The organism is Azonexus hydrophilus (genome assembly GCF_001956855.1).
In the GTDB taxonomy this organism is placed as follows: Bacteria; Pseudomonadota; Gammaproteobacteria; order Burkholderiales; family Rhodocyclaceae; genus Azonexus; species Azonexus hydrophilus_A.
On sequence record NZ_MTHD01000004.1, the window covers coordinates 137,698 to 150,818 of the forward strand.

12 protein-coding genes are annotated in these 13,121 nt (G+C 59.9%); 2 read left to right on the forward strand and 10 right to left on the reverse strand.

The features are described from left to right. Positions 1-76 precede the first annotated feature (76 nt). The 5 genes from groL to mltA all read right to left on the reverse strand — a co-directional run bounded on the left by groL (position 77) and on the right by mltA (position 7,371). Complete coding sequence (gene groL, locus BJN45_RS11930) at positions 77-1,729, reverse strand: chaperonin GroEL (protein ID WP_076095521.1); 1,653 nt, start codon at positions 1,727-1,729, stop codon at positions 77-79. 45 nt (positions 1,730-1,774) lie between these two features. Beyond that, positions 1,775-2,065: a co-chaperone GroES gene (locus tag BJN45_RS11935; RefSeq protein ID WP_076095523.1), complete on the reverse strand. Its 291-nt coding sequence runs from the start codon at positions 2,063-2,065 to the stop codon at positions 1,775-1,777. A gap of 465 nt (positions 2,066-2,530) precedes the next feature. Next, entirely contained in the window at positions 2,531-3,913 is a 1,383-nt protein-coding gene (locus tag BJN45_RS11940) for a hypothetical protein (RefSeq protein ID WP_139326345.1), read from the reverse strand. Positions 3,914-4,786: 873 nt separating this feature from the next. Beyond that, the gene (locus BJN45_RS11945) at positions 4,787-5,989 is read right to left on the reverse strand and encodes an ammonium transporter (RefSeq protein WP_076096098.1); all 1,203 of its coding nucleotides are present in this window, start codon (positions 5,987-5,989) and stop codon (positions 4,787-4,789) included. 158 nt (positions 5,990-6,147) lie between these two features. Next, positions 6,148-7,371, reverse strand: coding sequence for a murein transglycosylase A (mltA, locus tag BJN45_RS11950; RefSeq protein WP_076095526.1), 1,224 nt, complete (start codon positions 7,369-7,371; stop codon positions 6,148-6,150). Positions 7,372-7,418: 47 nt separating this feature from the next. Here mltA and BJN45_RS11955 point away from each other — a divergent pair, with 47 nt between their 5' ends. Both BJN45_RS11955 and BJN45_RS11960 read left to right on the forward strand, forming a co-directional pair. After that, entirely contained in the window at positions 7,419-8,303 is an 885-nt protein-coding gene (locus BJN45_RS11955; RefSeq protein WP_076095528.1) for an ATP-binding protein, read from the forward strand. Next, positions 8,300-9,256: a Nudix family hydrolase gene (locus tag BJN45_RS11960; RefSeq protein WP_076095530.1), complete on the forward strand. Its 957-nt coding sequence runs from the start codon at positions 8,300-8,302 to the stop codon at positions 9,254-9,256. Before BJN45_RS11955 ends, BJN45_RS11960 begins: the two co-directional genes overlap by 4 nt. A gap of 12 nt (positions 9,257-9,268) precedes the next feature. Here the strand turns inward: BJN45_RS11960 and BJN45_RS11965 are convergent, their stop codons facing one another. From BJN45_RS11965 to BJN45_RS11985, 5 genes are read right to left on the reverse strand one after another with little or no spacing between them, the layout of a single operon-like run. Beyond that, positions 9,269-9,478 (reverse strand): DNA gyrase inhibitor YacG, encoded by a 210-nt coding sequence (locus tag BJN45_RS11965; protein ID WP_076095532.1) that lies wholly within the window; start codon positions 9,476-9,478, stop codon positions 9,269-9,271. Positions 9,479-9,488: 10 nt separating this feature from the next. Next, positions 9,489-10,247, reverse strand: a complete 759-nt coding sequence (gene zapD, locus BJN45_RS11970; protein ID WP_076095534.1) for a cell division protein ZapD — start codon at positions 10,245-10,247, stop codon at positions 9,489-9,491. A gap of 59 nt (positions 10,248-10,306) precedes the next feature. After that, a complete protein-coding gene (coaE, locus tag BJN45_RS11975) occupies positions 10,307-10,930 on the reverse strand; it encodes a dephospho-CoA kinase (protein WP_076095536.1) in 624 nt (207 codons plus the stop codon). Positions 10,931-10,937: 7 nt separating this feature from the next. Then, positions 10,938-11,636, reverse strand: coding sequence for an SPOR domain-containing protein (locus BJN45_RS18060; protein ID WP_076095538.1), 699 nt, complete (start codon positions 11,634-11,636; stop codon positions 10,938-10,940). A 4-nt stretch (positions 11,637-11,640) separates the two neighbouring features. Further along, positions 11,641-13,005: a TrpB-like pyridoxal phosphate-dependent enzyme gene (locus BJN45_RS11985; protein WP_076095540.1), complete on the reverse strand. Its 1,365-nt coding sequence runs from the start codon at positions 13,003-13,005 to the stop codon at positions 11,641-11,643. Positions 13,006-13,121: the final 116 nt, after the last annotated feature.

The following is a 13,121-nucleotide window of genomic DNA, read 5'->3' on the forward strand; positions in this document are numbered from 1 at the left end:
ACGCCGCAAAACGGGGTACCAAGAAAAAGCCCCGCACAGGGCGGGGCTTCCTTGAGCAAAAGGCTCAGCCGGGCAATTACATGCCCATGCCGCCCATGCCACCCATACCGCCCATGCCGCCCATGTCGGGCATGCCGCCGGCCGGCTTGTCTTCAGCCAGTTCAGCAACCATGCACTCGGTGGTCAGCATCAGGCCAGCCACGGAGGCAGCGTTCTGCAGTGCGGTGCGGGTCACCTTGGTCGGGTCGAGAACGCCCATTTCGACCATGTCGCCGTACTCGCCGGTGGAAGCGTTGTAACCGTAGTTACCCTTGCCACGCTGGACCTTGTCGACAACAACCGACGGCTCGTCACCGGCGTTGGCGACGATTTCGCGCAGCGGCTGTTCCATGGCGCGCAGGACGATCTTGATACCTGCGTCCTGGTCGTGGTTGTCACCCTTCAGCTTGCTGATGGCAGCACGGGCACGGATCAGGGCAACGCCGCCGCCGGCGACGATGCCTTCTTCCACGGCAGCGCGGGTAGCGTGCAGTGCGTCTTCAACGCGGGCCTTCTTTTCCTTCATTTCGACTTCGGTGGCTGCGCCAACCTTGATCACGGCAACGCCGCCAGCCAGCTTGGCAACACGTTCCTGCAGCTTTTCCTTGTCGTAATCGGAGGTAGCTTCCTCGATCTGGATGCGGATCTGCTTGACGCGGGCTTCAATGGCAGCAGCTTCGCCGGCGCCGTCGATGATCGTGGTGTTTTCCTTGGCGACTTCGATGCGCTTGGCCTGGCCCAGATCCTTCAGGGTAGCCTTTTCCAGCGTCAGGCCGGTTTCTTCAGCGATCACGGTACCGCCGGTCAGGATGGCGATATCTTCCAGCATGGCCTTGCGACGGTCACCAAAGCCCGGGGCCTTGACGGCAACGGTCTTCAGGATGCCACGGATGTTGTTCACAACCAGCGTAGCCAGGGCTTCGCCATCGACATCTTCAGCGATGATCAGCAGCGGACGGCCGGCCTTGGCAACTTGTTCCAGGATCGGCAGCAGGTCACGGATGTTCGAGATCTTCTTGTCGAACAGCAGGACGAACGGGTTTTCCAGCAGGGCTTGCTGCTTGTCACCGTTGTTGATGAAGTACGGCGACAGGTAGCCGCGGTCGAACTGCATGCCTTCGACGACGTCGAGTTCGTTGGCCAGGGACTTGCCATCTTCAACAGTGATGACGCCTTCCTTGCCGACCTTTTCCATGGCATTGGCGATGATTTCGCCGATGTCGGAATCGGAGTTGGCGGAGATCGAACCAACCTGGGCGATTTCCTTGGTGGTGGTGCACGGCTTGGAGATAGCCTGCAGTTCGGTGATCGTGGCAGCAACTGCCTTGTCGATACCGCGCTTCAGATCCATCGGGTTCATGCCGGCGGCAACGTACTTCATGCCTTCGCGGACGATCGATTGGGCCAGCACGGTGGCGGTGGTGGTGCCGTCACCGGCGATGTCGGAGGTCTTGGAAGCAACTTCCTTGACCATCTGGGCGCCCATGTTGGCGAACTTGTCCTTCAGTTCGATTTCCTTGGCGACGGAAACGCCGTCCTTGGTCACGGTCGGGCCGCCGAACGAACGCTCGAGCACGACATTGCGGCCCTTCGGACCGAGGGTAACCTTGACTGCGTCGGCGAGGACATTGATGCCTTCGACCATGCGGGCACGTGCGGAATCACCGAATTTGACTTCTTTGGCTGCCATTTATAGCTCCTGAATTTTTAGCTGTAGAGAACGTCGACCGCAGAATTACTTCTGCAGGACACCCATGATGTCTTCTTCACGCATGACCAGGACTTCCTGACCATCAACCTTGACGGCCTGGCCGGCGTACTTGCCGAACAGGACGCGATCGCCGACCTTGACGTCGAGAGCGATCTGCTTGCCGTTGTCGTCGCGCTTGCCCGGACCGATGGCCAGAACTTCACCCTGATCCGGCTTTTCGCCAGCGGAATCGGGGATGACGATGCCGGAAGCAGTGGTGCGCTCGGCTTCGACGCGCTTGACGATCACGCGGTCATGCAAAGGACGAATGTTCATAGATAACTCTCCTGAAGTTGTGTTCATAACACTGGAAATTGGCCGGCCGCACGAAATGCGGTACCGGGACCGGCGAGGGCTGTTGTTAGCACTCATCGCCGGCGAGTGCTAATAATAGGGACGCAACAGCGTTATTTCAAGAGCCCGGTGCAAAATTTCCTGTTGTTGGTTGCTCGGCTTGAAGGTTCGGCGCAAGAAGACGGCACGCCTGCATGCAGGCTCATGAACTACCGCTCCCGCTAATTTCAGCTGTTCGGCCGAAGCGGACAGTGACACGTCGGCCAGTGTCAGACAGCAATCTAGCTCAGATCTGCCGTTCGGCGTTTGATGGCGTCGAACGGCAGCTTCTTCACCTGATGAATACGTGCTCCCGCCCCAAAGTCGTCCTTGGATTTATTGGTGGCTGTTCATCAAACAAAGGGATCAGCTTCGCATTAATTATGGGTGCTGCAATTATGGATTCCATTAATACAAGAGGTAAATAATAAAAATTATCACGAGGGTTATTGCGCCCCGTTTTTTTTCAACAGAAGGGTCTTTGCTTGTCATGAATTGCATAAACTTGGATTTTTTTTCGAATTCATCACATTCCTTTTGCTTTTTATTTTGCTCAATCTCCTGTTGTTTTTGTGCCGTTTCAAGTTCTCTCCGCATATCAGAAGCCCAGATGGTAAATTTTTTGTAATTTATATCCTGAGCATACTTTTCTATAATTGGTATATTCTGATCCCACTCCGAAAGGGTTTGTAATTGATACTTTGCTACTTCCATCTGGAATTCTTTTTCCCTCACTGTATCAAGAAGTTCTTCCAGGTCCTTCTCGTACCCTGCGTACCCAATATTATTTGCAAAGTCGCGAAATAACCCTATGCTTGACTGAATCGCATCGACACTGGAAAGATTCGCATCATTAAGCTTCGATCGAAATATTCTTTCTTTTTCATTCGCAAGACCAGGAATTCCAAAATAATCTGCTACTGCGTCTAATTTACCGGAGTCTGCGCCAAACTTGGTTAGCAAATATTTATATATTCTTTCGTCGTAAGGGTATACGGCGAAAAGACCGAGAATTTCTTTTTGAATATCAGATTCTGGAATTCTGCCATTTTCGGAATTAAGCAAAATAGCACTAGCCTTCTGCGCTTCTTCCTTGGTGTAATTGTAAATTGCCCCGCCGTGGCGTTCATTTAATGCATCAATTACTGCAGATTTGCTTGCTAAAATGATGCTAGACACAGCAGAATCGAGGGCTTTGACAGTTGCGGGGCTTTTAAAAATTCCGTCCTTCTTGATGGAATTTCCAATGGCTGTTACGCCTTTTGCCATCATGTTGAATATGCCGTGACCAATATTGTCAACTGCGTTACTAAAATTGGCGTAGCTCTGTGGACTACGGTAACCATTTTCCATTGATGGTGCCGGCCCGAAACCGACTAGTTTACTCCTGTTCAATCGGCGCTGCGTTCGATAAGAATCTTTTTGGGCAGTTTCCTCCATGATAGCTTCGTATTGAGAAGCAACTAATTCGAAATGTTCATCCCAAATTTCGTATTCACTTAAATATTTTTCTAAAAAATTTTGCTCATCAATATCGTAAATTGAATTTTCTGCAAGGATACCCAGCGCGGCGTTTACAGATTCATGTAGTACATTTTTAGCAAGCTTATCTGATTTTTCGTAAACGTCATCAAGATTCTCAAATATTTTATAGAAGTCATCATTAATCTTATTGTGCCATTTTTCTTCAATAGGCCTCCATGTCCTATGAATTGAATTGGCAAAAACTTTAGGTGCTGGAACGTCAATGATGTGTCCGAAAAGTTCGATCCGATGCGGTTGTATATTCATTTTTTCTCCTAGTGACCTGGTTGATTGGCTGCTCGAGTAGGTAGCGCAAATAAAGGCAGTTCTGGACATCGCGGGGGCACAACAAACCGGTCGGCGTTGTTTGGTGCTATGAAACAGTTGGCCGCCATGAGTAAGTTTCTTGTACGCACCTCAAAAAAGGCGGTCGTTTCTTCAGCTCCCTAACGAAAAGCTTTTATCTGCCGATGCAGACAAGATTGAAAAAGACGGGAAATAATCTCAGCGGATAAACCTCGTTGGACTGAATCACCGCGTGGGCGTGGTTATGGAGATTGTAAGTCGGGCTTGGCTGAAGTCAATCGAATGACATGAATCGTGAAACGTATGCGTCCACCAGCGTCGTTGTGACATTGGTGATCGACGGAGCGCGTCAGAATAAAAGTGCCGGCAGGCTGTTGTCTACCTGCCAGAAGGCTGTTTGGGCAAACGCTGTTGGCAAGTGATCGGGAATGGCTGGGCCGTTCCTGGAATTTGCCTATACAGGGTTGCCGTCCGGCTTCTCAATCGCCCCGAGCCATGATCCTGTGCTTCGGGAGCAAGTTCGCCGTCACCTGAAACAGGCCGCCCCAATGCGGGCAGCGCATGGATGCCTGACGGTGATGCACTGCATGAATGGCGTCATCGATTCGATGACTGCCGCTTCCGGTGGTGATACCGCCACCGCTGCATAGCTAGAACAGCTGGGTAGTGAGAGTTTCTGTTGGTGGCCGCTAAGCGCCGAAACCTGCCACTCACCAGCTGCCGGCGGAAAGTCTCCTAAGGCCGAATCCCGGAAATTCAAAACAGAAAGGCCCGGCAATTACCGGGCCTTTCTTAGATCGGTCGTTTGACAGACCCTATTCCTTACCATCACCATCACCAACTCGGTTCGCGCTCCGGCGTGGCGGTGATCTGGTGGATGCTCAGGTCCGCCCCCTGGTATTCCTCTTCCTGATCGAGGCGCAGGCCGAAAATCAGCTTCAGCGCGCCGTAGACCGCAAAACCGCCGGCCAGCGCGATGGCGATGCCGAAAACGGTCATCACCAGTTGCGACATGAAGGCGACGCCGCCGGCGCCGCCGAGGGCCTGGCTGCCGAAGATCCCGGCGGCGATCCCGCCCCAGGCGCCGCAGATGCCGTGCAGCGGCCAGACGCCGAGCACGTCGTCGATCTTCCAGCGATTCTGGGTCAGCGTAAACATGATGACGAACAGCGCGCCGGCGACGGCGCCAACGACCAGCGCCCCCATCGGGTGCATCAAATCTGAGCCAGCGCACACGGCAACCAAGCCGGCGAGCGGGCCGTTATGGACGAAGCCCGGGTCGTTCTTGCCCAGCACCAGCGCTGCCAGAATGCCGCCGACCATAGCCATCAGCGAGTTGATGGCGACCAGCCCGGAGATGTTCTCGATCGTCTGCGCGCTCATGACGTTGAAGCCGAACCAGCCGACCGTCAGGATCCAGGCGCCAAGGGCCAGGAAAGGAATGGATGAAGGCGGGTGCGCCGAGATGCGGCCGTCCTTCGTGTAACGGCCATAGCGGGCACCAAGAAGGAGCACGGCGGGCAGCGCGATCCAGCCGCCCATCGCATGCACCACGACGGAACCGGCGAAATCGTGGAAGGGCGCACCAAAAGTGACCGTCAGCCAGTCCTGGATGCCGAAGGCCTTGTTCCAGGCGATGCCTTCGAAGAACGGATAGACGAAACCGACGAGCAGGAAGGTTGCGGCCAGTTGCGGGTAGAAGCGCGCGCGCTCGGCAATGCCGCCGGAGATGATCGCGGGGATGGCCGCGGCAAAGGTCAGCAGGAAGAAGAACTTGGTCAGCTCATAGCCGTTCTTTTCCATCAGCGTTTCGACACCGGAAAAGAAATTGATGCCGTAGGCGATGCTGTAGCCGATGAAGAAGTAGGCAATGGTCGACATGGCAAAATCGGTCAGGATCTTGACCAGGGCATTGACCTGGCTCTTCTTGCGGACCGTGCCGACCTCGAGAAAGGCGAAGCCGGCATGCATGGCGAGGACCATGATGCCGCCCAACAAAATGAACAAGACGTTGCTGCCGGAATGCAGATTTTCCATGAAAGCCCCCAGATAAAATTTGGAGGCAAGGAAAGCAAGCACCATTCCAGTGCATAAAACCCATTACGAATCAGTGCATTGCATTTTGCACCAATCCGGAATCCGCACCACCGCCGTGCATCACGGCGTCACGCAGCCCCGGATCGGTGCGCTGATGTTCAGTCCGGCACGTAACCCTGTGGCAACAGCACCCAGATACGGCCATTCTGTTTCATCCGCCCGGCCAGCGCGCCGGCTTCCTTGCCAAAGCCCCAGAAGAAGTCGGCACGGACTGCGCCGCGGATGGCACCGCCGGTGTCCTGGGCCATGACCAGGCGGTTCAGCGGCTGCGCCGAATTGGGGCGCGTCGTTGCCAGAAAGACCGGCGCCCCCAGCGGAATCGAACGCGGGTCGATGGCAATGCTGCGTTCGGCGGTCAGCGGCACACCGAGCGCGCCGATTGGTCCGTCATTGCTGGCCGGCATTTCGCGGAAGAAGACATAGCTCGGATTGCTGTTGAGCAGTTCGTCCAGACGTTCGGGATTGGCCCGCGCCCAGGCCTGGATGCCCTGCATCGAGGCTTCTTCCAGTTTCAGGTCGCCACGCTCGACGAGCAGGCGTCCGATCGAACGATAGGGATGACCGTTCTGATCGGCGTAATTGACTCGCATCATGCTGCCATCGGGCAGGCGAATACGTCCGGAACCCTGGATCTGCAGGAAGAAGAGTTCGATGGCGTCATCCACCCAGGCCAGCGTTTTCGCCGGCAGTTTGTCGCCCTGGGTCAGGATCTCGCCGCGCGGCCAGTAAGGCACCACCTTGTTGCCCTCGACACGGCCGCGCACGCGCTTGCCCTTCAGTTCGGGGAAAAGATCACCCAGCTCGACGGTCAGCAGGTTGTCCGGCACGCCATGCACCGGATGCGCAAAGTTCTTGCCGGGCTTGCGGCTGCCAAGCAGCAGCGGCTCGTAGTAGCCGGTGACCATGCCATCGACGGCGCTGGTATCGGCCGGCGAGACCGCGTGCGGCTGCAGGTGGGTTTCGAAGAAACTGCGCACGGCGGCATCCGACTTGCCGTCGACCGTTTCGGCCAGCGCGCAGATCTGGCGCCAGACTTCGGCGCCACTGCGGTTGCGCAGACCACGGCAGCTTTGCTGGAAAGCTGGCCAGGCGGCGGCGTGGGCATCGTCCTGCCAGCCCGGCAGATCGCTCCAGGTGGCCGGCGTGAAAACACGGGAAAAAGCCGGTGGTGCGACCGGTTTTTCCACTGCCGGACATACCGGGCAGGCGGCGCAAGCCGGGCAACTGGCCGGCTTTTCGGCGGGCTGTCCGAGCTCAGGCAAGGTTGAACAACCCGCCAGCAGAAGGGCGGCGGCGAACAGGGCGGCTTGGAGTTTTCGCATGGCTTTCGTTAGAGTGGGCGACTTCGCCACGCAGTATACCCGCCACCATGACCGACTCTGCCCAACTCGAACGTCTGCTCTCCCGCGCCGAACATGTGCTCGGCCGTCTCGAAGCTGTCCTGCCGCCGGTGCCGCCGCTGCCCGACTGGAAATCCGCCGTCGCCTTCCGCTGGCGCAAGAATGCCGGCCGCGGCTGGCTGCAGGGCGTCGCCAAGCCGCACCCGATCCGCCTCGCCGATATCGAAACCGTTAACGACCAGAAGGCGCGCATCGTCGCCAACACCCGCCAGTTCGTCGCCGGCCAGGGCGCCAACAACGTGCTGCTGACCGGCGCCCGTGGCTGCGGCAAGTCGTCGCTGGTGAAGGCCGTGCTCAACGAGTTCTCGGCCGACGGCCTGCGCCTGATCGAGGTCGACAAGAACGACCTGATCGACCTGCCGGATATTGTCGATATGGTCGAAGGTCGACCGGAGAAATTCATCATCTTCTGCGACGACCTGTCGTTCGAAGCCGGCGAAACCGCCTACAAGGCGCTGAAATCGGTGCTCGACGGCTCGGTCGCGGCACCGCCGGACAACGTGCTGATTTACGCCACCTCGAACCGTCGCCACCTGATGCCCGAGTACATGTCGGAGAATCTGGAAATCCAGCGCGTCGGCGACGAGATTCATCCGGGCGAAGCGGTCGAGGAAAAGATCTCGCTGTCCGAACGTTTCGGCCTGTGGATTTCCTTCTACCCGTTCTCGCAGGACGATTACCTGGCGGTGTTCGCGCACTGGGCGCGGCAACTCGGCGTCAGCGAAGCCGTGATCGCTGCCAGCGAACGCGAGTCGCTGAACTGGGCGCTGTCGCGCGGTTCGCGCTCGGGCCGCGTGGCCTGGCAGTTCGCCCGCGATCTGGCCGGGCGCCAGGACGACGGGACGGCGGCATGAGCGCTGTCGTACGCGTCGCCGCTGCCGTCATGCTGCGCTCGGACGGGCGCGAATTCCTGCTCGCCCAGCGCCCGGAAGGCAAGGTGTACGCCGGCTACTGGGAATTTCCCGGCGGCAAGGTCGAAGCCGGCGAGAGCATGCGCGATGCGCTGGTGCGCGAACTGCACGAGGAAATGGGCATCACCGTAACCGCGTGCACGCCGTGGCTGACCCGGCGGTTCACCTACCCGCACGCAACGGTCCATCTCGAATTCTGGCGCGTTACCGCGTGGACCGGAGAAATCGGCATTACCGGGCCGCTCGAACATGCTGCGGTCGACTGGCAGGAAAAGGCAAAAAGCCCGACGGTGGAACCCATCCTGCCGGCCAACGGACCGATCCTGAAAGCGCTGTCGCTGCCTGAAACAATGCTGATCACGCATGCCGAAGGCGACGGCACACAGGCCCAGTTGGCCCGCCTGGCCGCCCGGCTGAAGCAGCACGAAGGCTCTCTGCCGCCGCTGATCCAGTTGCGTGACAAGCAACTGCCGGCGAACGAGCGGCAGGCGTTTGCCGCTGCGGTCGTCGACCTGGCGCATGCGCATGGCGCGCTGGTCGTCATCAACGACGATGCCGCACTCGCCCGCGATTGCGGCGCCGATGGCCTGCACCTGTCGGCGGGCGCACTGGCGGCAACACAGCAGCGCCCGGATTTTGCCTGGGTCGGCGCGTCCTGCCATACGGCCGGAGAAGTCGCCCGTGCCGGCGAACTGGAACTTGATTACGCGCTGCTCGGCCCGGTTCTGCCGACACCGACGCACCCGGAACATCCGGGCATCGGCTGGGATGAATTCGCCGCACGGCGTGCCGACAACGGCATTCCCGTGCTGGCGCTCGGCGGCATGCAGGAAAGCCTGCGCGCAACGGCAATGGCGCACGGCGCCCACGGCATCGCACTGATGCGCGGCTGGTAAGACGGCGGAGTTTTAGTCGCGGTTCTGTTCGCGGAAATCGGTGCCCGGTGCACCGATCTCGTCGTCGGTCGGCTGGCCGGGGATGCTGTAGCTGCCGGCAGCCCAGGCGCCCAGGTCGATCTGCTTGCAACGTTCGGAGCAGAACGGCCGCCAGGCGTTTTCCGGAGCCCACAGGGCATCTTTCCCGCACTGCGGACAACGGACGTAACGTGGTTTGCTCATCGACGGGAAATCAGAGATTGCAGAAGGTCAGGTCGAACTCGACATCGCGTTCGCAACTGCGGGCCTTCAGTTCATTGACCGGCGGCTTGGTGAAGCGGATGTTGAGGAAATACTTGTTGGCACTGACTTCCGGTACAGCGGCTTCATCGGCCGCCAGCGACACGCGTACCATCTGCGCCGAGGTGCCGCCGAGATTGAGCTGAAACTGGCCGTTGACCGCAACATGCCGCTTCGGCCGGCCGCTGGAACGCAGCAGGCGAAGCACGATGGCCGATGCGTCGCGCAGCGCGAACATCGGCTTGCTCCAGCTTTCCAGCGCTGCCCGCCGGGCTTCCACGTCACGATGCAGCCACCAGTGATAGGACGGCAGGTCGAATTCGCAGACCCCGCCGGGAATCGCCGCCCGGCTCTTGATGCTCATCAGCCAGTCGTTGTCGCGCAGGTACTGGCCGAGCTTGCCGCTCATGCCGAGCAGCGCGGCCGAGGATTGCTCGATTTCGTACAGCGCGCCGGACAGGGCTTCTTCGGAAATATCGGGATTGTTGCGAAAGGCAAGCAGCGTCTGCCGCTGCCGTTCGAGCTCCTGGATCAGGTCCATCTTCAGGTCGGCACGACCGGCCGCCTCAAGAATCTCGAACAGGGTCACCAGTGCTGCATGATGTTCGTGCTGGCCGTCCGCCCGTGCGAAGTACGCCGTCTTCTCGAAGAGGTCTTCGAGACGCAACAGCGTGCGGATGCGCTCGTTGAACGGATATTCGTAGGTGATCACTCGGCCGGCTTCCGGAATCGGAAAAATTTGCTGAATTCTGAGCTATTTGCATGCAAATCTCAACAGTTTGCTTTAGGTATTTTCATTGCCGTTTGCAAATACTTCAGATGCAGCGCCGCGACCTGCGGGTCAAGCATCGCCCGCTCGCCATCATTGACCAGGACATCATCGGCAATCGCCAGCCGTTGCTCGCGACTCGCCTGCGCCGCCAGGATGGCGCGCGCTTCCTCGACCGACAAGCCGCTGCGGGCCATCACCCGTTCGATTTGCAGGCTTTCCGGGCAGTCGACGACAAGGATGCGCTGACAGCGCTCGCGATAGCTGCCGGACTCGACCAGCAGCGGCACGGCCAGGATGACGTAAGGGGCTGCTGCGGCCTGGCAACGTTGAGCCGACAGGCTGCGGATCAGCGGATGCAGGATGCCCTCCAGGCGGCTGCGCGCCAGCGGATCGGCAAAGGCCAGCCGGCGCATGGCGGCGCGATCCAGCGCCCCGGCAGCATCGGCAATGGCCGGGCCGAACGCGTCCAGCAGCGCCGGCATGGCGGCACCGCCGGGCGCCGTCAGTTCATGGGCAATCGCATCGGTATCGACCAGGGGTACGCCCCGGGCAACGAACAGATCGGCGACGGTACTCTTGCCGCTACCGATCCCGCCCGTCAGGCCGACGACGTAATCGCTCACGTCCGGCTCATTGGCAACTTTCCGGACGGCTTTTCGGGAGCGCTTCCAGCAGCGCCGCCTGCAGTGCTTCAAGGCGCTCGGTCGGACCACGCAGTTCAAGCCGCAGGTTTCCTTCCTTGTCCGGGCGGATACCGAGTCGCGCCGAGCGCACGCCCTGCGCCTGCAATTCAGCCAGGCGCTCCTTGCCGCCTTTTTCGCTGCTGAAGACGCCCAGCGAAATGGCATGACGCACCGGACCGTCCTGGACGACGAAGTAATCGGAGACACCGAGGGTTTTCAGTTCCTGAGCCTTCTTTTCGGCAGTCGCCTTGTTGGCGAGCGGCGGGATGTGCACCCACCAGCCACTGCCGTCGCCGCCGGTTGCCAGTCGCAGCGCAGTGAAGTCGTTGAAACCGCCGCCAAGCACGCGCGACACCCGCTCGGCTTCAGCCAGCGACAGCGTTTCCCAGCGCAGGCAGGCCTGCGGCGCTGACGCAGCAGCAGGCTCCTCCTCCTCAGTCGCTGGTGCCGGTGCTGGCTCGGGCTCGGCAGCAGGTGCGACCGCCGGTGCCGGCGGCTCGCCACGGGCAACGATGTTGATGCGCTCCGGCTGCACCTGCTGGGCCAGCCGGACGCCCTCATCAACGTCCGCCGTACCGATCAGCCCGGTGGAAAAAGCGTAGAACAACAGATTGGCAAGGACGAGGACGAAGACCAGGGCTTTCACGCGCTCACCCTACCTTGGGCAGATGCTTCAGCGATTCGACGATGGCCTCGGCCGGGTATTCGTAATCCTCCAGCTTGCCGGCGAAATACTTGTCGTACGACGCCATGTCGAAGTGGCCGTGGCCGGTCAGGCAGAACAGGATCGTTTTGGCTTCGCCGGTCGCCTTGCAGCGCAGCGCCTCGTCGATGGCGGCGCGGATCGCGTGACAGGATTCCGGCGCCGGGATGATGCCTTCGGCACGGGCGAACTGGACGCCGGCTTCGAAGGTGCCAACCTGCGGCACTGCGATGGCTTCGAGCTGCTTTTCGTGGAACAGTTGCGACAGCAGCGGCGAGGCGCCGTGATAACGCAGGCCACCGGCGTGGATGCCGGGCGGCATGAAGTCGTGGCCGAGCGTGTACATCTTCATGATCGGCGTATAGCCGGAGGCGTCGCCGTAATCGTAGGTGTAGGCGCCCTTGGTCAGCGTCGGGCAGGAGGTCGGTTCAACCGCGACGCAGCGCAGATTGGTCGCCCGCTTGTCGCCGGCCGCCTTGTCGGCGAGGAAGGGGAAGGCGATGCCGCCGAAGCTGGAACCGCCGCCGCAGGGCCCGAAGATCACGTCCGGGTAGAGGCCGATCTTGTCGAACTGCTTCTTGGCTTCGAGGCCGATCACCGTCTGGTGCAGCAGCACGTGGTTGAGCACCGAACCGAGCGTGTAGCAGGTGCCAGGATCGGCAGCGGCTTCCTCGACGGCTTCCGAGATCGCCAGGCCGAGCGAGCCCTGGCAGTCCGGATCAGCGGCCAGCGCGGCGCGGCCGGCGTTGGTCAGATTAGTCGGCGAGGCAAAGACCTCGGCGCCCCAGGTCTGCATCATCGAGCGGCGGAAGGGCTTCTGCTGATAGCTGACATTGACCATGAAGACGCGCACCGGCAAGCCGAACATCTGGCCGGCGTAGGCGATCGACGAACCCCACTGGCCGGCGCCGGTTTCGGTGGTCAGTTTCTTGGTGCCGGCGAGCTTGTTGTAGAAAGCCTGCGGCACGGCGGAATTCGGCTTGTGCGAACCGGCCGGCGAGACGCCTTCGTACTTGAAGAAGATCTTCGCCGGCGTGCCCAGCATCTGCTCCAGGCGCAGCGCCCGACAGAGCGGCGCCGGACGCCATTGCGCGTAGATCTGGCGGACTTCCTCGGGAATCGGAATCCAGCGCTGGGCGCTCATTTCCTGTTCGAGGATGGGATCAGGGAAAATCGCCCCCATCGCTTCCGGCGGCACCGGGTTGCCGTCCGGCCCGAGCGGCGGCGCCGGCGGATTGGCCAGGTCGGCAACGACGTTGTACCAGTGGGTGGGGATTTCTTCCTGTTCCAGATTGATGCGCAACGGTGTCATGTTTTTCTCTCTCCCTGCGGTCTGTGCCGCAAAGGCGCTAAATTACTCCAAATCGCCGCCCGGACCAAGGGCGCGCGGTGGCGATCCGGGGTAAAGTAGCGCCTGCTTTTTGCCCG